The sequence below is a fragment of the uncultured Microbacterium sp. genome (assembly GCF_937927635.1).
GTDB lineage: Bacteria > Actinomycetota > Actinomycetes > Actinomycetales > Microbacteriaceae > Microbacterium.
In genome coordinates this window covers 49494-73860 of the sequence record NZ_CALBRW010000042.1, presented here as the reverse complement: position 1 = coordinate 73860, position 24367 = coordinate 49494, and the positions used below count along the sequence as shown (strand labels likewise).

Annotated in this window: 24 protein-coding genes; 10 read left to right on the top strand and 14 right to left on the bottom strand. The window is 70.3% G+C overall.

Annotated features, from left to right (window positions below; all coding sequences use genetic code 11):
• Position 1 precedes the first annotated feature (1 nt).
• Together Q0568_RS15835 and Q0568_RS15830 are read right to left on the bottom strand one after the other, a co-directional pair.
• Positions 2-463, bottom strand: coding sequence for an SIP domain-containing protein (locus Q0568_RS15835; protein ID WP_298868213.1), 462 nt, complete (start codon positions 461-463; stop codon positions 2-4).
• Between the two features lie 76 nt (positions 464-539).
• Complete coding sequence (locus Q0568_RS15830; protein ID WP_298868211.1) at positions 540-1244, bottom strand: tyrosine-protein phosphatase; 705 nt, start codon at positions 1242-1244, stop codon at positions 540-542.
• A gap of 160 nt (positions 1245-1404) precedes the next feature.
• On the opposite strand from Q0568_RS15830, the gene Q0568_RS15825 reads away from it, so the two are divergent.
• From Q0568_RS15825 to Q0568_RS15800, 6 genes are read left to right on the top strand one after another with little or no spacing between them, the layout of a single operon-like run.
• Positions 1405-2322, top strand: a complete 918-nt coding sequence (locus tag Q0568_RS15825) for an alpha/beta hydrolase (RefSeq protein ID WP_298868209.1) — start codon at positions 1405-1407, stop codon at positions 2320-2322.
• 31 nt (positions 2323-2353) lie between these two features.
• A complete protein-coding gene (locus tag Q0568_RS15820; RefSeq protein ID WP_298868207.1) occupies positions 2354-3883 on the top strand; it encodes an ABC transporter substrate-binding protein in 1530 nt (509 codons plus the stop codon).
• Between the two features lie 2 nt (positions 3884-3885).
• Complete coding sequence (locus Q0568_RS15815; protein ID WP_298868205.1) at positions 3886-4839, top strand: ABC transporter permease; 954 nt, start codon at positions 3886-3888, stop codon at positions 4837-4839.
• A 14-nt stretch (positions 4840-4853) separates the two neighbouring features.
• A complete protein-coding gene (locus Q0568_RS15810) occupies positions 4854-5720 on the top strand; it encodes an ABC transporter permease (RefSeq protein ID WP_298868252.1) in 867 nt (288 codons plus the stop codon).
• Complete coding sequence (locus Q0568_RS15805) at positions 5717-6529, top strand: ABC transporter ATP-binding protein (protein WP_298868203.1); 813 nt, start codon at positions 5717-5719, stop codon at positions 6527-6529. Before Q0568_RS15810 ends, Q0568_RS15805 begins: the two co-directional genes overlap by 4 nt.
• Complete coding sequence (locus Q0568_RS15800; protein ID WP_298868201.1) at positions 6526-7314, top strand: ATP-binding cassette domain-containing protein; 789 nt, start codon at positions 6526-6528, stop codon at positions 7312-7314. The genes Q0568_RS15805 and Q0568_RS15800 overlap by 4 nt, the downstream gene beginning before the upstream one ends.
• On the opposite strand, the gene Q0568_RS15795 is transcribed toward Q0568_RS15800, so the two are convergent.
• Genes Q0568_RS15795 through Q0568_RS15785 form a run of 3 tightly spaced genes read right to left on the bottom strand, consistent with a single transcriptional unit; the run spans position 7311 to position 9294 of the window.
• The gene (locus Q0568_RS15795) at positions 7311-7814 is read right to left on the bottom strand and encodes a GNAT family N-acetyltransferase (protein ID WP_298868199.1); all 504 of its coding nucleotides are present in this window, start codon (positions 7812-7814) and stop codon (positions 7311-7313) included. The genes Q0568_RS15800 and Q0568_RS15795 overlap by 4 nt on opposite strands.
• On the bottom strand, positions 7811-8509 hold the full coding sequence (locus Q0568_RS15790; protein ID WP_298868197.1) for a uracil-DNA glycosylase: 699 nt from the start codon (positions 8507-8509) through the stop codon (positions 7811-7813). The genes Q0568_RS15795 and Q0568_RS15790 overlap by 4 nt, the downstream gene beginning before the upstream one ends.
• Positions 8509-9294: an SDR family oxidoreductase gene (locus Q0568_RS15785; RefSeq protein ID WP_298868195.1), complete on the bottom strand. Its 786-nt coding sequence runs from the start codon at positions 9292-9294 to the stop codon at positions 8509-8511. Before Q0568_RS15785 ends, Q0568_RS15790 begins: the two co-directional genes overlap by 1 nt.
• A 147-nt stretch (positions 9295-9441) precedes the next feature.
• Here Q0568_RS15785 and Q0568_RS15780 point away from each other — a divergent pair, with 147 nt between their 5' ends.
• The 3 genes from Q0568_RS15780 (at position 9442) to Q0568_RS15770 (ending at position 13361) form a co-directional block, all read left to right on the top strand.
• Positions 9442-10761 (top strand): bifunctional o-acetylhomoserine/o-acetylserine sulfhydrylase, encoded by a 1320-nt coding sequence (locus Q0568_RS15780; protein WP_298868193.1) that lies wholly within the window; start codon positions 9442-9444, stop codon positions 10759-10761.
• A gap of 251 nt (positions 10762-11012) precedes the next feature.
• Entirely contained in the window at positions 11013-11996 is a 984-nt protein-coding gene (locus tag Q0568_RS15775) for a hypothetical protein (protein WP_298868191.1), read from the top strand.
• Positions 11997-12155: 159 nt separating this feature from the next.
• Positions 12156-13361: a homoserine O-acetyltransferase gene (locus Q0568_RS15770; protein WP_298868189.1), complete on the top strand. Its 1206-nt coding sequence runs from the start codon at positions 12156-12158 to the stop codon at positions 13359-13361.
• A gap of 33 nt (positions 13362-13394) precedes the next feature.
• Here Q0568_RS15770 and Q0568_RS15765 read toward each other — a convergent pair whose 3' ends face one another.
• The 5 genes from Q0568_RS15765 to Q0568_RS15745 are packed head-to-tail and all read right to left on the bottom strand — an operon-like array spanning position 13395 to position 17712.
• A complete protein-coding gene (locus Q0568_RS15765) occupies positions 13395-14585 on the bottom strand; it encodes an MFS transporter (RefSeq protein ID WP_298868187.1) in 1191 nt (396 codons plus the stop codon).
• 42 nt (positions 14586-14627) lie between these two features.
• Positions 14628-15278 carry an NUDIX hydrolase gene (locus tag Q0568_RS15760; RefSeq protein WP_298868185.1) on the bottom strand — a complete coding sequence of 217 codons (651 nt, stop codon included), beginning with the start codon at positions 15276-15278 and terminating at the stop codon, positions 14628-14630.
• 2 nt (positions 15279-15280) lie between these two features.
• Positions 15281-15592 carry a thiamine-binding protein gene (locus Q0568_RS15755; protein WP_298868181.1) on the bottom strand — a complete coding sequence of 104 codons (312 nt, stop codon included), beginning with the start codon at positions 15590-15592 and terminating at the stop codon, positions 15281-15283.
• A gap of 34 nt (positions 15593-15626) precedes the next feature.
• Positions 15627-16832 (bottom strand): hypothetical protein, encoded by a 1206-nt coding sequence (locus Q0568_RS15750; protein WP_298868178.1) that lies wholly within the window; start codon positions 16830-16832, stop codon positions 15627-15629.
• Between the two features lie 43 nt (positions 16833-16875).
• Positions 16876-17712 carry an ADP/ATP-dependent (S)-NAD(P)H-hydrate dehydratase gene (locus Q0568_RS15745; protein ID WP_298868176.1) on the bottom strand — a complete coding sequence of 279 codons (837 nt, stop codon included), beginning with the start codon at positions 17710-17712 and terminating at the stop codon, positions 16876-16878.
• Between the two features lie 51 nt (positions 17713-17763).
• Here Q0568_RS15745 and Q0568_RS15740 point away from each other — a divergent pair, with 51 nt between their 5' ends.
• Positions 17764-18834, top strand: a complete 1071-nt coding sequence (locus Q0568_RS15740; RefSeq protein WP_298868174.1) for an NADH:flavin oxidoreductase/NADH oxidase — start codon at positions 17764-17766, stop codon at positions 18832-18834.
• A gap of 48 nt (positions 18835-18882) precedes the next feature.
• Here Q0568_RS15740 and Q0568_RS15735 read toward each other — a convergent pair whose 3' ends face one another.
• The 4 genes from Q0568_RS15735 to Q0568_RS15720 form a co-directional block, all read right to left on the bottom strand.
• Positions 18883-19938 carry a hemolysin family protein gene (locus Q0568_RS15735; protein WP_298868172.1) on the bottom strand — a complete coding sequence of 352 codons (1056 nt, stop codon included), beginning with the start codon at positions 19936-19938 and terminating at the stop codon, positions 18883-18885.
• Positions 19935-21257 carry a hemolysin family protein gene (locus Q0568_RS15730; protein WP_298868170.1) on the bottom strand — a complete coding sequence of 441 codons (1323 nt, stop codon included), beginning with the start codon at positions 21255-21257 and terminating at the stop codon, positions 19935-19937. Before Q0568_RS15730 ends, Q0568_RS15735 begins: the two co-directional genes overlap by 4 nt.
• A gap of 285 nt (positions 21258-21542) precedes the next feature.
• On the bottom strand, positions 21543-22433 hold the full coding sequence (locus tag Q0568_RS15725) for a hypothetical protein (protein WP_298868168.1): 891 nt from the start codon (positions 22431-22433) through the stop codon (positions 21543-21545).
• 470 nt (positions 22434-22903) lie between these two features.
• Complete coding sequence (locus Q0568_RS15720) at positions 22904-24364, bottom strand: GuaB1 family IMP dehydrogenase-related protein (protein WP_298868166.1); 1461 nt, start codon at positions 24362-24364, stop codon at positions 22904-22906.
• Between the last annotated feature and the right edge of the window lie 3 nt (positions 24365-24367).

Genomic DNA, 24367 nt, shown 5'->3' with positions numbered 1-24367 from the left:
CTCAGAGGACGTTCAGACCGTACGCGGCCGGCGCATGCACGGCAGACGGCGCGATGCCGCAGCATTCCATCAGGTGCTCGGCGATGTCGGCCGTGCCGAGGTAGCCGCCCAGCAGCGTCGCCTCCGTGCGCAGCGCGCCCTCGGACTCGTCGCAGAGCATCTCGTCCGCCCACGCTGTCGCCGCACGCGCGAGCAGCTCGCCTGCCGCATGTCGGACACCGCCCCGACGCGCGCGCGGCAGCCAGGTCACCGTCATCCGCGGCGGTGCCGTGACGACGCCGATGTCATCGACGTCGGGCACCTCGACGAACACGCGCCCCACCGCGCACAGCGGCAGCGTGACCAGGAGCGCCTCCAGTTCGGCGAGCGACCGCTCGTCGGCCGTGATCAGGTGCTGCAGCTGGGGACGCCGGGAGGAACGGCGTGCCGCGCGCGCGCCGACAGGCGTCTCGACAGTGCTCATGATCTCTTGATCATACCACCGAGGAAGGGTTGCCTAACCTACCTCGAGTCCTGCCCTCGACGTCGACCGGCTGCGCTCAGACCACCAGCGCGACGCGCAGCGCCTGCAGTTCGGCATCCGTCAGTCCCGACGCCTGCAGGTAGGCGGCGACGGAGCCGTACCGCTGATCGAGGTCCGCGAGCAGGTCCGCCATCACCGGCGCAGGCGATTCGGTCGCCAGTTGGATCGCATTCCGCGCGTCGGGAAGATGGGCGCGGAAGTACTCGGCGACGGCGCGGTTCCGCTCCACGGGCAGCTGCGACGCCGTCAGCGCGTAGTCGGCCACCACGGCATCCCGATCCGCACCCACGGCGCTCAGCGCCAGCGCGACGATCACGCCCGTGCGATCCTTGCCCAGCGTGCAGTGCACGAGCGTCGGCTCCCCTGCCGCCAGGATGCGCACCACGGCGACGAGCTGGGCTGCGCACTCGTCGACCAGATGCCGGTAGAGACCCTCGAGATCCGTGTCCGCCGCGAAGAACGACTCCACCGAGCCCAGCAGCAGCGGAATCCGCTCCACGGGCACCCCGGTGAGCGCGGAGGGCTCGCGCAGCACCTCGACGTCGTCGCGCAGATCGATGACGCGCGCGACCAGCGAGCGCAGGCGGTCCTGTCCCTCGGGCGTGAGCTGCGCGAGCTGACCCGACCGCAGCAGAACCCCGTCCCGCAGCTGCGAGTCGCCGACGGGAATTCCTCCGACATCTCGGAGGTTGTGCACCCCGGGGAGGCGAATGACAGTCACAGCACCAGCCTAGGCGAACGCCCGCGAGCACCCCGCTCCACCCTTGATGCAAGATGACACACACGAAGCGATATTCATCAGCGATACGCATACGTATTTCGCCGTATTACTTCTCATATTGCTCCCGCATTTCCTGGGAACCTCCTCCCGATAGCAGAATATGGCCGTGACGAAAGACACCAGCGAGTTCCGCTACCTGCCCGCGCAGGCAGCCGCTCTGAACATCGCGATCCCCGAGGCCCGACGCATCCGGCTCGACCTCCCGGACGGCCGAGCGCTCAGTGCGCTGCGCTTCGGCGACGGCGACCCCCGGGTCACACTGCTGCACGGCGCGGGTCTGAACGCCCACACCTGGGACACCGTGGTGCTGCGGCTGGGTCAGCCGGCACTGGTCATCGATCTCGCGGGCCACGGCGACTCCTCCTGGCGGACGGACCTCGACTACTCCCCCGCCTCGCTCGCCGCCGACGTCGCCACCGCGATGGCCGAGTGGACCCGCACGCCGCAGGTGCTGATCGGGCACTCGCTGGGCGGTCTGACCGCGGCGAACGTCGCCGCCCGGCATCCGCAGCTCGTGCGCGCGCTCGTGCTCGTCGACATCGTCCCCGGGCTCGACACCGACGCGGCGCCCGCCGTGCTGCGCGACTTCTATCAGGTGACCGACTTCGCCACGCGCGACGAGGCGGTCGATCGCGCCCAGAGCTTCGGCATGGGCGGGACGCGCGAGGAAACCGAACGCGGCGTCTTCTTCAACACGCGCGTGCGCGACGACGGCCGCGTGGAGTGGAAGCACCACTTCGCGCAGATCATCGGCCACGCCTTCGACGCGCTGAACGCCGCGAACGCGGCATCCGCTCCCGGCGCAGATCCCTGGGACGACCTGCTGGCCGTCACCGCGCCGATCACCCTCGTGCGCGGCACGCACGGCTTCCTGCAGGATGCCGACGTCGCCGAGTTCACCCACAGGCTCCCCGGCGCGCAGATGCTCACCGTCGACGCCGGGCACAACGTGCAGGAGACCGCCCCGGCCTCCCTGGCCGACCTGGCCTCCGAGATTCTGACTCATCCTTCCCGCTGACCCGAGCGGACATCCCCGAGAGGACATCCCTGTGACACTCTTCCGCACCCCGCGCAGATCGGTCCGCCTGGCGGCCATCGGCATCCTCGCCGCGGGCGCCCTCGTGCTCACCGCCTGCACCGGCTCCGCAGAGCCAGGGCCCACCTCGGGCGGCAAGATCGACGCCAATGCGACGCTCACCGTGGGACTGGTCCTGGAACCGGACAACCTCGACATCCGCCACACCAGCGGCGCCGCGCTCGAGCAGATCCTCGTCGACAACATCTACGAGGGCCTGGTCTCGCGCACGCAGGACAACAAGGTCGAGGACCGCCTCGCGAGCTCGCACGAGATCTCCCCCGACGGCCTGACCTACACGTTCACGCTGCACGACGGCATCACCTTCCACGACGGCACCGCACTCACCTCCGCCGACGTCGTCGCCTCGTACGAGACGGTGAAGACGGATGCCACGGTGCAGGGCAACACGGAGTTCTCCGGCGTCGCCTCGATCACCGCTCCCGACGAGAAGACCGTGCAGATCGTGCTGACGAAGCCCGACCAGGACTTCCTCTTCAACCTCACCGGCCCCGCCGGCCTCGTCTTCAAGACCGGCGACACGACCGATCTGAAGACCGCTGAGAACGGCACCGGCCCGTTCGTGCTCAAGCACTGGACCAAGGGCGCCGCGATCACCTTCGACCGCGCCGAGAAGTACTGGGGCGAGAAGCCGAAGCTCTCCGAGGTCGTGTTCCAGTACATCCCCGACTTCACCGCCGGGGTGAACGCGGCGCTGGACGGCAGCGTCGACGTGCTCACGGCCGTGGACCCCAACCTGGTCTCCCAGCTGAAGGACACCGGCGACTTCACCATCACCACCGGCCAGACCACCGACAAGGCCACGCTGGCGTTCAACAACGCCGAGGCGCCGCTGAACGACAAGCGCGTGCGCGAGGCGCTTCGCCTGGCCATCGACCACAAGGCGCTCGTCGAGGCCGTCGGTGCGGGTCAGACCCTGTACGGCCCCATCCCCGAGCTGGACCCCGGCTACGAGGATCTGTCGAAGCTGGTGCCCTACGACCCGGCCAAGGCCAAGGAGCTGCTGAAGGAGGCGGGGAAGGAGAAGCTGGACCTGACTCTGACCATCCCGTCGTTCTACGGCACGACCGTCGCCCAGGTGCTGGTGTCCGACTTCGCGAAGGTCGGCGTCTCCCTCAAGGTCGACCGCGTCGAGTTCCCGACCTGGCTCGACCAGGTGTACAAGAACCACGACTACGAGCTGAGCTTCGTGCTGCACGTCGAGCCGCGCGACTTCGGCAACTGGGCCAACCCGAAGTACTACTTCGGCTACGACAACAAGCAGGTGCAGGACCTGTACGCGCAGTCGCAGGCCGAGCTGGACCCCGCGAAGTCCGCCGACCTGCTGAAGAAGGCCGCGAAGATCGTCTCCGAGGACGACGCGGCCGACTGGCTGTACAACGGCGAGACCCTCACCGCCCTCACCGCCGGCATCAAGGGATTCCCGAAGGATTCGATCAACTCGCGCATCGACCTGGCTGGCGTCACTCGGACCGCCGGCTGAGCATGCTCCGCTACGCGCTGACACGGGGAGTCCTGCTGATCGCAGGGCTCCTCGTGTCGAGCGTGGTCATCTTCTTCACGCTGCGGGTGCTCCCCGGCGACGTCGCGCAGCTGATCGCGGGCACTCAGGCGAGCCCCGACCAGGTCGAGGCCATCCGAGCGTCGCTGGGCCTGGACCGACCGCTGCTCGCGCAGTACACCGACTGGATCGGCGGCATCCTGCACGGCGATCTGGGCACCTCCCAGCTCAGCGGAGCCTCGGTCGGCGCGGAGCTCGCCGAGAAGGCGCGCGTGACGTGGCCGTTGGCGCTGATGTCCATGACCATCGCCATGCTCATCGCCGCCCCGTTCGGCGTGATGTCGGCGGTGCTGCGCGGCAGAGCAGGCGGCACCGCCATGAACGTCGCGGCGCAGGCCGTGGCCGCCGTCCCGGTGATCTGGGCGGGCATGATGCTGGTCGTCGTGTTCGCGCACTGGCTGGGCTGGCTGCCCGCACAGGGCTTCCCGCGCACCGGCTGGACGACGCCGGGCAGAGCGTTCGAATCGCTGCTGCTCCCCGCGATGACCATCGGGATCGTCGAGGGCGCCATGCTCATGCGGTTCGTGCGCAGCGCCACGCTGCAGGCGGCATCCCAGGACTTCGTGCGCACGGCGGCCGCCAAGGGCCTCACCCGCCGGCAGGCGCTGATCCGGCACGGCATCCCCGCCGTCGGCCTGTCCATCGTCACGGTGCTGGGCGTGCAGGTCGCGGGGATCATCGTCGGCTCCGTCGTGATCGAGCAGCTGTTCACGCTTCCCGGCATCGGACGGATGCTGGTGACCGACGTCGGCACCCGCGACCTGGTCAAGGTGCAGAGCGAGCTGCTGGTGCTGACCGGCTTCGTGCTGGTGATCGGCTTCCTCGTCGACCTGGTGCACCACGCCATCGATCCCCGGCAGCGCGAGGAGGCCGTCTGATGCCCCGCCGTCTGATGCCCCGCTGGCTGCGCGCCCTGCTCTCGTCCGGTACCGGACTGTTCGGCGTGATCGTCGTGCTGCTGATCGCGCTGACGGCGCTGGTCTCGGCGTTCTGGACGCCCTTCGACCCCATGATCTCCGATGTGCGCGGCCGCTGGGCCGATCCCGGCTGGCCGCACGTGCTGGGCACCGACGGCACCGGGCGCGACATCCTCAGTCTGGTGATGGCCGGCGCCCGCACGACCGTCTTCGTCGCCGTCGGATCGGGCGTCGTCGCCACCGGCGTGGGCGTCGCGCTGGCCGCACTGGGCGCGCTCACCGCGCGGTGGATGCGCGAGACCGTGGCGGTGCTGGTCGACATCCTCATCGCCTTCCCCGTGCTGATGATCGCGATGATGATCTCGGCGGTCTGGGGCGGATCGCTGTGGGTCGTCGTGCTCTCGGTGGGCATCGGGTTCGGCGTCAGCATCGCCCGCGTCACCCGGCCCGAGCTGCGTCGAGTGCAGCAGAGCGATTTCGTCGTGGCCGGTCGGGCCAACGGCCTCACCACCGGGCAGAACCTCGTGCGGCACCTGCTGCCGAACGTGGCGCCGGTGTTCATCGTGCAGCTGTCCTGGTCGATGGCGGTCGCCGTGCTGGCCGAGGCGGGGCTGTCCTACCTCGGCTTCGGCGCCACGCTCACCGAGGCGTCCTGGGGCACGCTGCTGGCCGATCTGCAGCGGTACATCGGCGTGCATCCGCTGACTGTCGTGTGGCCGGGCCTGGCCATCACGATCACCGTGCTGGGGCTGAACCTGCTGGGCGACGCGCTGCGCGAGGCGACGGACCCGACCCTCAGCCACCGCAGCGCACAGGTGCACGTGCCGGTGGTGGTCGCATGACCCTCCAGGTGCGGGACCTCGTGATCGAGATCGACGGCACGCGTGTCGTGGACGGCGTCTCGTTCACGGTCGAGGACGGGCAGCGCTTCGGCCTGATCGGCGAATCCGGATCGGGCAAGTCCCTGACGGCGCTGGCGATCCTGGGGCTGCTGCCCGACAATGCGACCGCGAGCGGCAGCATCCGCTGGAACGGGGTCGAGCTGATCGGGATGCCGGATCGGGAGCTCGCGAAGCTGCGCGGCGACGACATCGGCATGGTCTTCCAGGAGCCCCGCACGGCGCTGAACCCCATCCGCACCGTGGGGCGGCAGATCGCGGAGTCGATCCGCATCCACGAGCGCGTCGGGCGCCATCAGGCCAGGGAGAGGGCGATCGCCGAGGCCGAGCGCGTGCGACTGCCCGAGCCGGACACCATCGTCGACCGCTATCCGCACCAGCTCTCCGGCGGCCAGCGCCAGCGCGTGGCCATCGCCATGGCCCTGGCCTGCCGTCCGAAGCTGCTCATCACCGACGAGCCGACCACCGCGCTGGACGTCACGATCCAGGCCGAGGTCCTGAAGCTGCTGCTGTCGCTGGTCAGCGAGCACGGCATGTCGCTGGTGTTCATCACGCACGATCTGGCCGTACTGGCGCAGGTCGCCACGCACGCCGTCGTGCTCGAGCACGGGCACGTGGTGGAGCAGGGCGAGGTGGCGAAGCTGCTGAGCGCGCCGGAATCCCCCGTCACACAGGCGCTGCTGCGCGACGCCACCGCCACGCTGTGGCGCCCCGAGCACGGCCGCGACGAGCACGAGGGAGGCGCGGCATGAGCCTCATCGAAGCCGCAGGCCTCAGCCGATCCTTCGCCGTGCCCGCGCGCTCGCTGTTCGAGCGGCGCCGTCTGAGCGTGGCACTTCATCCCACCGACCTGGCCATCGAGGAGGGCGAGTCCGTCGGCATCATCGGCGAGTCCGGCTCGGGCAAGTCGACGCTGGTGCGGCTGCTGCTGGGACTGGACCGTCCGACCACCGGACGGGTCGTCGTGGACGGCAGGGAGGTGGATGCCACGGCATCCACTCGTTCGCTGCACTGGCTGCGCAGGCAGACCGGACTGGTGTTCCAGGACCCGTACGCGTCGCTGGACCCGCGGATGACCGCCGGCCAGATCATCTCCGAGCCGCTGTGGGCCCTGGACATCCCCGGCGACCGTCGCGCCCGCGTGCGCGAAGTGCTCGTGCAGGTGGGGTTGGAGGCCGACATGGCTGACCGCCATCCGCACGAGTTCTCCGGCGGGCAGCGGCAGCGCATCGCTGTGGCGCGTGCCATCGCGCACCGCCCGCGCATCCTCGTCGGCGATGAGCCGCTCTCGGCGCTCGACGTCACGGTGCGCGCACAGGTCCTCGAGCTGCTGACCGACCTGCAGCGGCAGGAGGGCCTGACGGTGATCATGGTGTCGCATGACATCGGCGTGGTGCAGAATCTCGCCGACTCGGTGGTGGTCATGAAGGACGGCCGCATCGTGGAGCAGGGCAGGACGGATGCCGTGCTGCAGCGCCCTGCGGAGGACTACACGCGCCGGCTGCTGGCCGCCATCCCGGTGATCCCGGAGGCCTAGAGGCTCTTCTGCAGCAGGAACACGCCCTGCGGCTCGCCGAACTTCTCCCCCACCTCGGTGAGCCTGCCGACGTCCACGAACCCGGCCTTGCGATGCAGTGCGATGGACGCGTCCGTCCCACGATCGGAGATCACGGCGATCACCTGGCGGAAGCCGGCATCACGGCAGGCGTCGAGGAAGCGCGCCAGCAGCGCCCAGCCGATGCCCTGGCCTGCTGCCGAGGGCGCCAGGTAGATCGAGTTCTCGATCGTGAACCGGTACGCCGACTTCGGCGACCACGGCTGTCCGAGCGCGTAGCCCAGCAGCTCGCCGTCCTCGCGCTCCGCCACCAGGAACGGGATGCCTGCGGCGGCGATGCGCTCCGCTTTGGCCGCCCAGGTCTCGGCCGTGGACTCCACCTCGTCGTACGTCACCGTGGAGGTGCGCACGTAGTGGTTGTAGATGTCGCGGATGGCCGGCAGATCGGCATCCGCGACGGGACGGATGCTCAGCGGGCTCATGCCTCGCCCTCCACTCGCCAGTCGACGGGCTGCGCACCCTGGGACTCCAGGAGCGCGTTGGCTCGCGAGAACGGCCGCGAGCCGAAGAAGCCGCGGCTCGCCGACAGCGGCGACGGGTGCGCGGATTCGATGATCGGGGTGCTGCCCAGCAGGGGTTTCAGGCCCCGGGCATCCGCTCCCCACAGGATGGCGACCAGCGGGCGCTGCCGCGCGACCAGTGCGCGGATGGCGAGCTCGGTGACCTTCTCCCAGCCCCAGCCGCGATGCGAGGCGGGCGTGCCGGGGCGGACGGTGAGCACCCTGTTCAGCAGCAGCACGCCCTGATCGCTCCAGGCGGTCAGATCGCCGTGCGGTGCGGGCGGGATGCCGAGGTCGTCCTGCCGTTCCCTGTAGATGTTGCCGAGGCTGCGTGGCAGCGGACGCACATCGCGGCCGACCGCGAACGACAGCCCGATCGGGTGACCGGGGGTGGGATACGGGTCCTGCCCGGTGATGAGCACCTTCACGTCGGCCAGCGGGCGCTGGAAAGCGCGGAGCACGTTCGCGCCGGCCGGCAGGTACCCTCGACCTGCGGCGTTCTCCGCGCGCAGCCGGTCTCCGAGCTCTGCGATCAGCGGCTGCACGGGCGCCAGCGCCTCCGCCCAGCCGGGGTCGAGCTGCCCGGCGTCGGCGAGCTGGGCGAGGGTCTGGGGCATCAGTCGACGTCGGTGCGCACGTGCAGCGGGCCGCGGGCCAGCAGGTGCTGGGCGGACTGCGCCACGGGGCGCATGGTGACGAGGTCCAGGTTCACCCGGCGCGGAGCATTCAGCGCATAGGCGATGACGTCGGCGACATCCTCGGCCAGCAGCGGCTCCTCGACCCCGGAGTAGACGGCCTCGGCCGCGATGCTGTCGCCGCCCAGGCGGTTCAGCGTGAACTCCTCGGTGTGCACCATGCCTGGGGCGACCTCGACCACGCGGATCGGCTCGCCGTTGAGCTCCTGGCGCAGCACCTTCACGAGCATGGACTGCGCGGCCTTCGCCGCGTTGTACCCGCCGCCACCGGGGTAGCCGGTCTGGGAGGCGGTGGAGGTGACGAACACCGTATCGGCGTGGCCGCTCTCCTCCGCCGCCAGACGCAGCAGCGGCAGGATGCCCGCCACGAGACGCTGCGTGGAGAGCACGTTCGCGTCGTACATCCACTGCCAGTCGCCGATGTCGCCGCCCTCGACGCTGTCGGTGCCGCGCGCCCCACCGGCGACCTGCACGAGGGCGTGCACGGGCCCGGTGGTCGCCAGGCGGCCCATCAGCTCGTCCACGGCATCCGCGTCCGTCAGGTCGCAGGGGATGGAGGTGGAGCCGATCTCGGCATCCAGCTCCGCCAGGCGCTCGGCGCGCCGAGCGACTCCCACGACATCCCAGCCCTGCGCGCGCAGCGCGCGGGCGGTCGCCTCTCCGATACCGCTGCTGGCTCCTGTGACCACAGCACGTCTGTTCACCATGCCTCCACCGTACGGCTTTTCCCGTCGTGAACCGGACATCCGTCTGTTACGTAACATTTCCCGCGGGTTGTCCGGTGTGCGGACGGCTCCGTACTGTCACAGAAGGGCACATGCCCGCCACCCGACATCCACGCCCAGGGAGAGACGATGACCGCTGAAGACTGGCGTTTCGAAACCAAGCAGATCCACTCGGGCGCCGCACCCGACCCGGTCACCGGCTCGCGTGCCACGCCGATCTACCAGACCACCTCGTTCGTGTTCCGCGACACCGAGCACGCCGCGAACCTGTTCTCGCTGGCCGAGACCGGCAACATCTACACCCGCATCCAGAACCCGACGCAGGATGTCGTCGAGCAGCGCCTGGCCGCGCTCGAGGGCGGCACCGGCGCCCTGCTGGTGGCATCCGGCATGTCGGCCGCAACGCTGTCGATCCTGAACCTGGCCGGCGCGGGCGACCACGTCGTCGCCTCCGCTGCGATCTACGGCGGCACCTACAACCTGCTGCGCTACACGCTGGCCAAGCTGGGCATCGAGACCACCTTCGTCTCCGACCAGGACGACCCCGAGGCATGGCGCAGTGCCGTGCAGCCGAACACCAAGCTGTTCTTCGCCGAGTCGATCGGAAACCCGAAGATCAACGTGCTGGACATCCGCACCGTCGCCGACATCGCGCACGAGGCCGGCGTGCCGTTCATCGTCGACAACACCATCGCCACGCCGTACCTGCTGCGTCCGTTCGAGCACGGCGCCGACATCGTCATCCACGCCGCCACGAAGTTCCTCGGCGGCCACGGCACGATCATCGCCGGCATCATCGTCGACGGCGGCACCTTCCCCTGGTCGCAGCACGCCGACAAGTTCCCGGGCCTGACCGAGCCGGACCCGTCCTACCACGGCGTGAGCTACTCCGGAGCCCTCGGCGACGGCATCGCGTACATCATCAAGGCCCGCGTGCAGCTGCTGCGCGACACCGGCCCCGCCATCGCCCCGGCCAGCGCCTGGCAGCTCATCCAGGGCATCGAGACGCTGTCGCTGCGCATGGAGCGCCACGTCGAGAACACCAAGAAGATCGCCGAGTGGCTCGAGGGCCGCGACGAGGTCGCCTCGGTCAGCTACGCCAGCCTGCCCAGCTCGCCCTGGTACGCCAACGCGCAGAAGTACGTGCCGGGCGGTGCGGGAGCGGTGCTCTCGTTCGAGCTCAAGGGCGGCGTCGACGTCGGCCGCGCGTTCGTCGACAGCCTGAAGCTGTTCAGCCACCTCGCCAACATCGGCGACGTGCGCTCGCTGGTCATCCACCCGGCCTCCACCACGCACTCGCAGCTGAGCCCCGAGGAGCAGCTGTCCGGTGGCGTCACCCCGGGCCTCGTGCGCCTGTCGGTGGGCCTGGAGAACGTCGAGGACCTCAAGGAGGACCTGGCCCAGGCACTGGCCGCCGCGAGCAAGGCCGCGGAGCTCGCTCGCGCCTGACGCGCTCCTTCTGCCCGGGCCCTCCGCGCTTCCTACGCTTTCTGCGCTTCCTGCGTCGAAACCCCTCGTGGTTGTCGAAACCCCTCGTGATCGTTGCGATTCACGAGGGGTTTCGGCGCTGCTGAGGGGTTTCGGCGCGCGAGGATTCTGTTCGGTCGGGATCGTCCTGCACAGACGCGAGATCTGTGTGAGTTGTTCACATCGGGGCTGATCGTCGAGTCGGGTGCTCTGAGAAGCGGCAGGCTGTCGGCATGGACGAGGAACTCGACTGTGCAACCGCGCGCTCATTGCTGCGCACACGCGAGGATCTGATCCGGAACGGGCTGACCGAGCGCGACCTCGCTCATCAGGTATCCGCGGAGAAGCTGATCCGCGTTCGCCGGGGCCGCTATGTCGGCGCGGAGCAATGGGACGACCTGTGGAACGAGGGTCGTCACCTTCTGCAGGTGATCGCGTTCCAGCTCAACAGCGACGGCCGACAACAGGTGATGTGGGGGCCATCAGCCGCCGTCCTGCACGGTCTCCCCCTGTACGACCTCGCTCCCCGGTCGATCCATGCCGTGATCCACGGTCAACGGCACAGCCGGCGCCGGACCGGCATCCGCTGGCACGACGTCGAGCTCCCAGCGGAGGACATCGTCGAGATCGACGGCATCCGATGCACTTCACGGGACCGCACCGTGCTCGACATGACCCGCCGCTATCGAGAAGAGGTCGGCGTGTCCGTCGCGGATGCCGCGCTGCGGCGCGAGGCTGTCGTCGGGCACTCGCAGGATGCCGGGCGCGTCGCACAGTGGCGCGAGCGGCTCGGCGGGCGTGCGAACCGTCTGAGCACCCGCGGGATCCTTCGGGCCAGGCGGCTGATCGAATTCGCCGATGGTCGCGCGCAACTGCCTGGGGAGAGTGTGAGTCGCCTGCAGCTCGATCGGCTCGGGTACCGTGGCTTCGATCTTCAAGTACATGTCGTCGGCCCGGCGCAGGAGGACTACTGGCTGGACTTCGGGTTCCCCCGTTCTCGCGTGTTCGGGGAATTCGACGGCAAGGGCAAGTACACGCGGGACTCCATGCGCGCCGGCCGCACGACGGAGCAGGTCCTGATGGACGAGAAGCGCCGGGAGGATGTGATCCGCGGCGTCACCGGCTGGCGACCGATCCGGTGGGGCTCCGAGCACATCAGAGACTTGGACGTCTTCGCTCGCAGACTTCAGTCCTTCGGCATCCGCCCACCTGGCTGACTGCAGAGTCGAGACCCCTCAGCAGCGCCGAGACCCCTCGTGAATCGCGTCGATCACGAGGGGTTTCGACAGTCATGAGGGGTTTCGACGAGAGCGTCGGAACCGAACCGCAGTCGTAACCTGCCCTCCCCACGGGCCCGCACCCGGGAGAATGGGTCCATGGACTGGCAGACGACCTCAGAGGACACGGTGCCGTCGGCGCCCGTGACCGAGGCCGATGAGCGTCTGCTGCGCGCACGTCCGCCGGCCACCGGCGCCTGGCGCGACGGCGATCACGCGGGTCACCGCCGGTTCACGTTCCTGGGAGACTTCCGCACCGAGAACGGTGCCCGGCTGCCCGTCACCCGCCTCGCCTGGGAGTCGTGGGGCGAGCTCAACGAGGCCCGCGACAACGCCGTGCTCATCCTGCACGCGCTCACCGGCGACAGCCACGTGCGCGGCGAGGCCGGAGCCGGGCATCCCACGGCCGGCTGGTGGAACGACATCGTCGGACCCGGCGCCGCCATCGACACCGACCGATGGTTCGTGATCGCGCCGAACATGCTCGGCGGATGCCAGGGATCCACCGGCCCCGCCAGCATCGCCCCGGACGGCCGGGAATGGGCCTCCCGCTTCCCGTACCTCACCATCCGCGATCAGGTCGCCGCGCAGATCCGGCTGGCGGATGAACTCGGCATCGATCGGTGGGCGGCCGTGATCGGCGGCTCGATGGGCGGCATGCACGCGCTGGAATGGGCGATCATGCAGCCGGAGCGCGTGCAGCGGCTGGCTGTGCTGTCCTCTCCCCCGGTGACCACGGCCGATCAGCTGGCGCTGAACTTCGTGCAGTTGGAGACCGTGCGCATGGACCCGCACTTCGCCGGCGGCGAGTACTACGACGCCGCCCTCGGCGAGGGTCCCCATCGCGGCCTCGCGCTCGCACGGCGGATGGCGCTGCTGAACTACCGCAGCCCCATCGAGCTCAACCAGCGCTTCCAGCGCTCCTGGCAGTCCGGCGTCTCGCCGCTGGGCCGCGGTGGTCGCTTCGCCGTGCAGTCGTACCTGGACTTCCATGGCAACAAGTTCACCCGTCGCTTCGATGCCAACAGCTACATCACCGTCGTGGAAGCGATGAATTCGCACGACATCGGCCGCGACCGCGGCGGCGTCGAAGAGGCGCTGCACACCGTCACGGCGAAGAGCCTGGTGATCGGCATCGACACCGACCGGCTGTTCCCCGTCGACGGCCAGCAGCGCATCGCGCGCAGCATCCCGAATCTCATCGACGACGAGGCCGTCGTGCTCGCCAGCGATTTCGGTCATGACGGCTTCCTCATCGAGACCGACGAGGTCGGAATGCACCTGCGGCGACTGCTCGACGCCTGAGCCGCCGAGCGATCTCAGATCGCGAAGGATGCGTCAGATCGCGAAGGATGCCCGCAGCGTGCGCTTCTCGACGCCGTACGAGATCGCGGTGATGCCGAGGCCCAGCAGTGCGAGGACCGCGCCCACCCACTCCGGCGCGACGAACCCGAACCCGAGCGTGATCGCCACGCCCCCGAGGAACGCGCCCAGGCTGTTGCCGATGTTCAGCGCGGAGTGGTTCAGCGCGGCGGCGATGGACTGGTTGTCGCCCGCGACATCCATCAGCCGGGTCTGGATGGCGGGGCTGATCATCGCGGAGAGCGCGCCGATGAGCATGGCGAGGATCACCAGCACCGCGAAGGACCATGCCAGCAGCGCCAGCAGCACGAGAGCGGCCGCGAGCCCCGCCAGCCCGAGGTGAAGGGTCGCGCGCAGATCACGGTCGGCGAAGTAGCCGCCGGCGATGTTGCCGACGGTCATGCCCACGCCCACCAGCACGAGGGTGATCGGCACCGCCCACTGCGGGGCGTCGGCGATCTCGGTCACGAGCGGGGCGATGTAGCTGTACACGGCGAAGAATCCGCCGAAGCCGATGGCGCCGATGCCCAGGGTGAGCCAGATCTGCGAGGAGCGGAACACGCCCAGCTCCGAGCGCAGCGTGCGCCCGGGGTCTCCCTCGTGGGCGGGCACGAACAGGGCGATGCAGGCGGCGGCGAGCGCGAAGACGAGGGTGACGACCAGGAACGCGACGCGCCAGCCCCACTGCTGGCCCAGGTACGTGCCGATGGGCACGCCGACGACGTTGGCGATGGTGAGTCCGGTGAGGATGAACGCGACGCCCTGCGCGCGCCGTCCCGGGCCCAGCACGTCGGCGGCCACCAGCGCGCCGATGCCGAAGTAGGCGCCATGCGGGAGCCCCGCCAGCAGGCGCGCCATGCCGACCAGGCCGAAGCCGGGCAGCACCACGATCAGCGCGTTGAAGACGGCCAGTGCGACGGCGAGGCACAGCATCACCCGGTGACGGGGATAGCGCGCCACGGCCGCGGCGATGGTCGGCGCCCCGATGACCACGCCCAGCGCGTACATCGACACGAGCACGCCGCTCTGGCCGATGGCCTGCTCGGGGCTGTGCGCCCACAGAGCGGGCAGCAGATCCTGGGCGATGTCGGGGAGCAGGCCCATCATCACGAATTCGGTCATGCCGATGCCGAAGCTGCCGATGGCGAGGGAGAGGAGCGCCCTCATCGCCGCACCCCTCGAGAGATTCGAGGGAGTCACCCGTCAATGCTACCGGCGCCGATACTCCCAGGGCAGCGCGCCCATCAGCAGGCGATGCCGCGCTCCGGGAGTGCCCGGCCGGTCGGGGTAGTGCTCGTCGCCCTCCCACATCACGAAGCGTCCCCGCTCGTCGGATCCCATCCGGGTGGCGAACAGTTCGAGGTCGCCCGCGGCGGCGAGTGACTCGTCGACGGTGGCATGGGGCAGCAGGAAGCGCAGCGTCATCCAGGTCGGCGGGAACAGCGTCAGCTCCCCCGCCACGTGCTTCGCGAACGCCTGCGCCGGCGTGAGCCAGACCGCCTCCTCGATCTCGCCGGGGTTCGCGTGCACGTCACCCTCCGCGAAGCGCGCGAGGAAGAACCAGGTGCGGTACTTCACCGGCTGCTCCACCGGAGGTGTCCAGCACGAGAGCAGGGTCAGATCTCGGATGCCGATGCCGGCCTCCTCGAGGGTCTCGCGCGCCGCCGCCCTGCGAGCGGCATCCGTCTCGGTCTCGGCATCCGTCTCGTCGCCGGGATCGACGCGACCGCCGGGGAACACCCAGGCGCCCGCGAACGAGCCACGGTCGGGGCGGCGCAGCATGAGCGTCTCGAGACCTGCGGCGCCGTCCCGCAGGACGACGGCGGTGCCGGCGACCCGCATGGGCTGCTCGTCGGGCATGCTCAGTCGAGCTCCTCGATGGCCTGCTCCAGCCGCTCGATCTTGGCATCCAGCTCGCCGCTGTAGCCCGGACGGATGTCGGCCTTGAGCACCAGCGACACTCGTGACCCGAACGGCATGACGGCCTCGGTGGCGCGCTTGACGACGTCCATCACGGTGTCCCAGTCGGGGCCCTCGACCTCGGTGAACATGCTGGTGGTGCGGTGCGGGAGACCGGATTCCCGGACCACGCGCACGGCGGCGGCGACCGCGTCGTGCACGGAGTCCCCGGAACGGCCGTTGCCGGACGGGGCGACTGAGAAGGCGACGAGCATGATTCTTCCTCCGGTGGTGTTCGGTGACGATGGCTCAGGGGGTTGCGGCCACGGGCGTGACCGGTGCGCGCAGGATGCCGCGCACGGCATGGATCAGCAGGACGACGAGCAGCAGGTTGCGCACGCTCAGCAGCAGGATGGGCAGCGCCTCGGCGCGCAGCAGGCCGTCGTAGGTGAGCGGGTAGATCGTGAACGTCAGGGCGCACAGCACGAGCACCAGCACGGCGGCGGTCTGGGCGCGTGCCCGGTCGAACACGAACCACAGGACCACCGGCGCGATCAGCCAGGTGTGGAACTGCGGGGAGCCGACCTTGTTGGTCGCCATCAGCCCGGTCACCAGCGCCAGCGCCAGCGGCGGCAGCAGCCGCTGCCAGGCCGCGCCCGCTCGCGCACGGAGCACGCCCAGCAGCAGGATGCCCGCGACCACGACGATCATCACCGCCGTGAGCGCCGAGGAGACGGCATCCGCTCCCGGCGCGGCGATCTGGAACGTGAGGATGTCGTAGCTGTACTCGATCCGCGCCGCACCGGACAGCGCCTGCCACAGGAACGGCGTGGCGGCGACGGCCTCGATCTGCAGACCGCGGCCGGCCTGCGCGGTCAGGAAGCCGAACACGTGCTGTCCCGCGCCCAGCAGCAGAAGCAGCACGACGATGGCGATCGAGACGGATGCCGCGGTCGCCAGCACCCGCCAGGCGCGTCTGCCGGCGGCGACGGCCGCCAGCACCAGGGCCCCGGGCCAGATCTTCACCCAGGCGCCGATGGTCAGCAGCACGGTGCCGGTGCGAGGATGCTGCGCCAGCCACAGGCCGCCCGCCACCGCCAGCGGCACCGTGATCGCGTCGATCCGGTACATGGCGATCGGCCCCAGCAGCACGAGGGCGGCGATCCAGAACCAGCCGGCGACACGGCGGCGGCGCGTGCCGCCGCGCCGCACGAGCGCTGCGAAGCCCAGCGCGTCGCACAGGGTCACCAGCAGCGCCCAGCCGATCAGATAGGCGCCCAGCTTGCCGAATGCGACGACGAACGGCACGGCCAGCAGCTGTGCGAGGAGCATCGGTGCGAGGGCGAGCTGCGGATACACCCAGTCCTCGGTGATCCCGACGATGTCGTGGCCACCGAGCGCCGCCGTCGACCACGGCTGGTACACCAGCACGACGTCGCCCATCGGCTGGCTGGGCAGCACCCAGCCCAGCCACGCCACCAGCACGTGCGCGGCGAGGAATACCCCCCACAGCACGGCGGAGCGCCTGCGCCGCGCCCTCATCGCGCAGTCGCCGCCGTCACGCGATCAGCTCCGCGATGGTGGCGGGCAGCGCCTCGGCCACGTCCATCGCGACGATCGGATGCCCGACGGCGCCGTGCTCGGCACCGGATGCCCGTGCGGCGGCCGCGCCATGCAGCCATGCGGCCGCGGCCGCCGTGTCGGCGAGAGGCCGCGCGGGGTTCGCCGCGATCAGCGCGCCGAGGATGCCTGCCAGCACGTCGCCCGTGCCCGCCGTGGACAGCCAGACCGGGCCGTCGCCGACGACGATGGTCTCCGCGCCCGGGGCGGCGATGACGGTGCGCGCGCCCTTGCTCAGGACGACCGCACCCAGGGCCGAGGCGGTCTCCTCGGCCTCGGCGAGGCGGCGGTCGTCACCGTCGAGGTCGCTCCTGGGCTCGAGCCCGAGCCGCGCACGCAGCGCCGCGAGTTCGCCGGCATGCGGGGTCAGCACACGGGGAGCCGCGGCACCCTGTGCGAGGTCGAGCGCCCCGGCATCCACCACCACCGGATCCGTACCTGCCAGGATGCGGCGCAGCACGGCCTCCTCGTGGTCGCCGCGATGCGCGGCATCCGTGCCCGAGCCGATCACCCACGCGCCCACGCGGGTGCGGCCGAGATCCTGCCCGGCGACAGTCTCCGGACGCCGGGCCAGGACGGCGTCCGGCGCGCCGCCCAGATACCGCACGTACCCCGCACCGGTGCGCCAGGCGGCCTCGACGCCCAGCACCGCGGCGCCGGGGTATGCGGCCGAGCCCGTGCGCAGCGCGACGACTCCGCGGGAGTACTTGTCGTCATCCGCGGTGGGGATGCGCAGGAAGCCGACGGTGTCGGCCCTCGTCCACTCGCGCGTCATGACTCAACGCTAGCGCGCCGATGCCCCGCCGCCAGCCGGTAGCGTCGAGATGTGACCCTGCTCTTCTCACCGCTGTCCTTCCGCTCCCGCACGTTCCGCAACAGGCTGTGGGTGTCGCCGATGTGCATGTACAGCGTGGTGGACGGCGTGCCGCAGCGCTGGCATCGCACGCACCTGGCGCAGTTCGCCTCCGGTGGCGCCGGCCTGATCATGGCCGAGGCCACCGGCGTCGTCCCGGAGGGGCGCATCTCTCCTCGCGACACCGGGATCTGGTCCGACGAGCAGCGCGACGTGTGGGCCGAGATCGTCTCCGACGTGCACGAGCGCGGCGGCATGATCGGCATCCAGCTCGCGCACGCCGGACGGATGGCATCCACCTGGTGGCCGTGGGCCGCGCAGCGCGGCACGGTGCCCGTCGCCGAGGGCGGCTGGCCGACGGTCGCGCCGTCCGCGATCGCCTTCGAGGGCTATGCCGCACCCGAGGCTCTGGACACCGGCGGGATCGAACGCGTCGTGACCGGGTTCGCCGACGCCGCACGACGGGCGGTGGATGCCGGATTCGACGTGCTCGAAGTGCACGGCGCCCACGGCTACCTGCTGCACGAGTTCCTCTCCCCGCTCAGCAACGCCCGCGACGACGAGTACGGCGGGTCGCTCCAGAACCGCGCACGCCTCCTGCTGCGCGTGGTGCGAGTCGTGCGCGAGGTGGCAGGCGAGGATCTGCCCGTGTTCGTGCGGCTCTCGGCCACGGACTGGGCCGAGGGCGGGTTCACGCCTGAGGAGGCCGCGCAGGTGGGCCGATGGGCCGCGGACGCCGGCGCCGACCTCGTCGACGTGTCCAGCGGCGGCATCCTCGCAGGCGTCAAGGTCGAGTACCGTCCGGGGTTCCAGGTGCCGTTCGCGGCGACCGTCCGCTCCTCCGGTCGGGTGCCGACGGCGGCCGTCGGTCTGATCTCGTCCGGAGCACAGGCCGAGGAGGTGCTCTCCTCGGGAGCAGCGGATGCCGTGTTCGCGGGCCGCGAGTGGCTGCGCGACCCGCACTTCGGCCTGCGGGCCGCGCACGAGCTGGGCGCCGAGGTGCCCTGGCCGCCGCAGTACCAGCGCGCGCACTGGCGCGACTGACGCGTCAGCGGCCGTAACGGATCGCGTCAGCGGCCGTGACGGATCACGTCAGCGGCCATAACCGCGGCGCGTGGCATCCTGCACCTCGCCGACGAGCTCCTCGAGGATGTCCTCCAGGAACAGCACCGCGGTGGTCTCCCCGGCGGCATCCCGCACCTTCGCCAGGTGACGGCCCGCACGGCGCATGGCCGCCAGGGCGTCCTCGAGGTCGGTGTCCTCCTGCACGGGGATCATGTGGTGGATCCGCTTGGCCGGCAGCGGCGCGTCCAGGTTCTCGTCGGAGTCCAGCGCGGCGCGCAGCACGTCCTTCAGATGCACGTAGCCGACCGCCTGCTGCTGGTCGTCGACGATCACGTACCGCGAGAACCCGTAGCGCGAGACCGCGCGCTCCACATCCGCGGGGCTGGCCGTCTCGGGCAGAGTGATCAGGTCGGCCAGAGGCACGGCGACATCGCGAGCCTTCTTGTCCGTGAATTCGACCGCGGCGGCGACCGCCCCGGAGCTGTCCTCCAGCACACCCTCGCGGCGGGAGCGGTCGACGATGGTCGCGACCTCCTCGATCGTGAACGTCGAGGCGGCCTCGTTCTTCGGCTCCACGCCGAACATCCTCAGCACGATGTTCGCCGAGCCGTTCAGCAGCCGGATCACGTGCCGGAACACCCGGGAGATCCACACCAGCGGGGGCGCGAGGATCAGCACCGCCCGGTCGGGCACCGAGAACGCGAGGTTCTTCGGCACCATCTCGCCGAACACCACGTGCAGGAACGACACCAGCGCCAGGGTGACCACGAACGCGACCACGCCGATGAGCGAGGGATCCCAGCCCAGCGCATGCATCGGGATCTCCAGAAGGTGATGGATCGCAGGTTCGGAGACGTTCAGGATCAGCAGCGAGCAGATCGTGATGCCCAGCTGCGAGGTCGCCAGCATGAGCGTGGCGTGCTCCATGGCGTACAGAGCCGTCTTCGCCGCGCGGGAGCCGCGCTCGGCCAGCGGCTCGATCTGGGATCGGCGCGAAGAGATCACGGCGAACTCGCCGCCGACGAAGAACGCGTTGCCCATCAGCAGCACGACCAGCCACACCAGGCCCGCCCAGTCGCTCATCGGTCCGCCCCCTGCTCGTCGGTCGCCGGCACCGGGTCGGCGACGTAGCGGATGCGGTCGATGCGACGGCCGTCCATGTGCACGACGCTCAGCGTGCCGGTCTCGATGCGCACCTGGTCGCCCTGCGCGGGCACGCGCTCCAGGACGCTCATCATGTAGCCGGCGACGGTGTCGTACACCTCGCCCTCCGGCACCTCGATGCCGGTGCGGGCCAGCAGTTCGTCGGGGCGCAGCTCACCCGGGAAGGTGATGGAGTCCACGCGGCGCACGATCCCCGCACGAGAACGGTCGTGCTCGTCGAACACCTCGCCCACGATCTCCTCGATGAGATCCTCCAGCGTCACGATGCCTGCGGTGCCGCCGTACTCGTCCACGACGATGGCCATCTGGTAGCCCTTGGAGCGCAGCTCCGCGACCAGCACGTCCAGGTGCACGGTCTCGGGTACGCGCAGCGGCTCAGTGCTGAGCGCCCCGACGGGCACCTCCAGCCGCTTCTCGCGGGGTACGCCCACGGCGGCCTTCAGATGCACGACGCCGGTGATGTCGTCGAGGTCGTCGTCGTAGACGGGGAACCGGCTGTGCCCGGTGCTGCGGGCCAGGCGGATGACGTCGTCGGCGCTGTCGCCGACGGAAATGGCGTGCATGCTGGGCCGCGGGGTCATGATGTCGTCGGCAGTGAGGCGGGCGAAGGTCAGGCTGCGGTCCAGCAGCGTGGCGGTGTCCTCCTCCAGCACGCCCTGGCTGGCCGATCGGCGCACGAGCGAGGACAGCTCCTCGGCGCTGCGCGCTCCCGAGAGCTCCTCCTTGGGCTCGATGCCCATGGCGCGCAGCACCGCGTTGGCACTGCCGTTCAGCAGCATCACGGCGGGCCTGAACACCACCGTGAACGCGGTCTGGAACGGAATCACGAGCTTGGCCGTCGCGACGGGAAGAGCGAGCGCGAAGTTCTTCGGGACCAGCTCGCCGAGGATCATCGACAGGAACGTCGCCACCAGCATCGACACCGTCACCGAGATGGGCACGGCCGCGGCATCCGGCGTTCCCCATGCCTCCAGCACCGGCGCCAGCAGCTTGGAGATCGCCGGTTCCATGGTGTATCCGGTCAGCAGCGTGGTCAGGGTGATGCCCAGCTGCGCCGAGGACAGGTGCGTGGAGGTGATCTTCAGCGCGCGGATGGTCAGCATCAGCCGGGATTCGCCGCGCGCCTGGCGCGCCTCCAGCTCGGCGCGATCCAGATTGACCAGCGCGAACTCGCTGGCCACGAACAGGCCGGTCCCGACGATGAGCAGGAGCCCCACGCCCAGCAGCACGTATTCCATCAGCTGAAGTCCTCGTCGATCGCGAGGTGCGGGCGGTGGGGCCTGGTACTACAAGAGGGAGGGTCGTCCATGGTGCGCACGATCTTACAGAATTCGGCTGTGAGCGCGCGCCGCAGGTATGACGGCCTCCTGCGACCCCGCGCTGCAGTTCTCGCCCCGCGCGGCAGTTCTCGCCCCGCGCGGCAGTTCTCGCCCCGCGCTGCGCAGATCTGCGCAGCGGCGAGCGAGAAGTACCGCGCGAACGGGATCGAACGCTGAGAGCTGCAGCGTGAAGCGCCCGGAGCCTCACCAGCGCATCGCAGAACGCGGGCGCGGCAGGCGCGAGGGCAGGCCGGCGGCGGTGAGGATGTCGTAAAGCTTCGCAGGGTCCTTGTGAGCATCCGTCCTCCATCGGGACACTCGTTTCACGACCCGGCGCAGCTCATCCTCTCGGTCCTTCTCCTCCAACAGCGCCTGCTCAGGAGTGCGCCCCTCCAGGATCTCCGGATCGAAGTACTTGCCTGTCCCGTCGAACTCCCCGACATGGTCGAAGTCTGCGAAGTAGAAGTCGGTTCGCACCCGCTTTCCGCTGGGCAGCCGGAACGGATGCTGCAGCTCCGGAGCCGGAAATCCCAGTGCCCGGATGAGGACCCGCGCTTCCGACTCTCGAACCGAGTCCGCCGACGGGGTGCCGAAGCGCAGCGCATCGGCCGCCTTCAAGAAACCGCGTCTGCTGTGCCTCTCGAAGACCTGCCACAGTTCGTCCACTTGCGCGAGCGAGCCGGCCCTCCGCCGGGCCCAGAGCGCCTGGTCGACGGCCACGACACCCGCGGTGAAGCCAGAATCGGCCGCGAGGTCGATCGCCGTCTGCGCGGGCGACGTGACCAGATGGCCACGCCATTCGACCAACTGGACGCCTTCGAACCCGAGCGCGCGACGGCGTACATCTCCCGAAGTCCGACCGCCTGTGGCGCGTGCGATCCGGACCTCGACGCGATCGGGCCACGAGCCGATACGGTCCATATCCCAGATCGCGGCCGCGGCCGCTCCCATGAACACCTGCGGCGCGCGCGACCTGTCGGCGACTTCGAGCACCCTGGCGAGGTGGCGCTGGAGCGGCGTGAGCTTTCGCCAATCCTCTTTCCAGGCATAGCTGCCGGCGACGACCCGGTGGACCACGCCGTGCTCCACGAGCATCCGAAGCCGTCGTTCCGAGACGCCGAGACCTGCGGAGTCGTTCCGCCGTCGGATGCGGATCGGATGCTGTGTAGTGGCCTGCATTCCCCGAGGATGACACTCAGGCGGCCACCCCTTGCACGGAATTCGGCGCCCTGTGCACAACCCGTCCCTCCCGCTCGATTGTGCAGACGAGTCGACGGCATCCGCCCGGCTCATCGCGCGGCAGTTCTCGGTCGCCGCTGCGCAGATCTGCGCAGCGTGTATCGAGAACTGCCGCGCGAAGCGAATCGGATGCCGAGAACTGCAGCGGATGCCGAGAACTGCAGCGGATGCCGAGAACTGCAGCGCGGGACGAGAACTGCAGCGCGGGGCAGAACATGGCGCGCCAGGCGTCCAACGACCGAAGGGCCTCAGAGCCGCACGCCGCCGCACGCGACGGCGCCCGCCGGCGTGACGGCACCCGACGGCCCCGCGCGGACCGCAGCCTCCTACCAGCTGACCGGGAGCGCCTTGCCCTCCTCGTAGCCGGAGGCGGACTGCAGGCCGACCAGAGCGCGGTCGTGGAACTCCGGGACGGTGGCGGCCCCCGCGTAGGTGAACGAGGAGCGCACGCCCGAGGTGATCATGTCCAGCAGGTCCTCCACGCCGGGGCGCAGCGGGTCGAGGTAGATCATCGACGACGAGATGCCCTCCGCGAACAGCTCCTTGCGCGCCCGCTCGTAGGAGTCCAGCCGGCCGAACCTCGCCTGCACGGCCTTGGTCGAGGCCATGCCCCAGGACTCCTTGTACGCCCGCCCGTCGGCGTCGTGCTGCAGCTCGCCGGGCGCCTCGATGGTGCCGGCGAACCAGGAGCCGATCATCACCGACGACGCACCGGCGGCGAGCGCGAGCGCGACATCGCGCGGGTAGCGCACTCCCCCATCCGCCCAGACATGCGCGCCGAGCTCGCGAGCGGCCTGAGCCGTCTCCAGCACGGCGGAGAACTGCGGGCGGCCGACGGCCGTCATCATGCGGGTCGTGCACATGGCGCCGGGTCCCACCCCGACCTTCAGGATCGACGCGCCGGCGTGCACCAGGTCATGCACGCCGTCGGCGGTGACGATGTTGCCGGCTGCGATCGGGATGCCCAGGCCCAGCTTCGAGACCTCCTCGAGCGCGCGCAGCATGCCCTCCTGGTGACCGTGGGCGGTGTCGACCACCAGCACGTCCACGCCGGCGGATGCCAGCGCCCTGGCCTTCTCGGCGATGTCGCCGTTGATGCCCACGGCGGCCGCGACCGCCAGGCGCCCCGATGCGTCCACGGCCGGGCGGTACAGGCTCGAGCGCAGCGCGGTGCGCGGGGTGAGCGTGCCGACGACGTGCCCGTGATCGAGCACCAGCACCATCTCGGCATCCGCGGCCTCGATCGCGTCGAAGGCGGCCCTGCCCTCGCCGATGTCCTCGGCCGAAACCGCCAGCGGCTCCGCATGCACGAGGTCGCCGAGCGCGGCATCCGGCAGTGCGGTCGCCAGCCGCGGTGCGGGCAGGATGCCGAGCACGTCGGAGCGCTCGAGCGGCTCATCGCCCGTGCGCGCAGCGACGACGATCCCGTGTCCCGGTGTGGCCGGGAGCAGCCGCAGCGCATCCGCGACGGTCGCGCCGGGGGCGAGCACCAGCGGCGTGTCCCAGCGCACCGGCTGGCGCTTGACCCAGCGGATCGCCGCATCCAGCTCCTGCAGCGGCAGGTCCTGCGGGAGCACTCCCAGGCCGCCGCGCCGGGCGAGTGCGGCCGCCAGCCGGGGCCCGGTGACCGAGTTCATGTTCGACGAGACCAGCGGGATGGTCGCGGGCGTGCCGTCGTCTGGGGCCAGATCCACGCTCAGCCGACTGGCGACGGCGGAGCGCCGTGGCACCAGGAACACGTCGGAGTACGTCAGATCGACCGCGGGCTGCTCGCCGGAGAACTTCATACC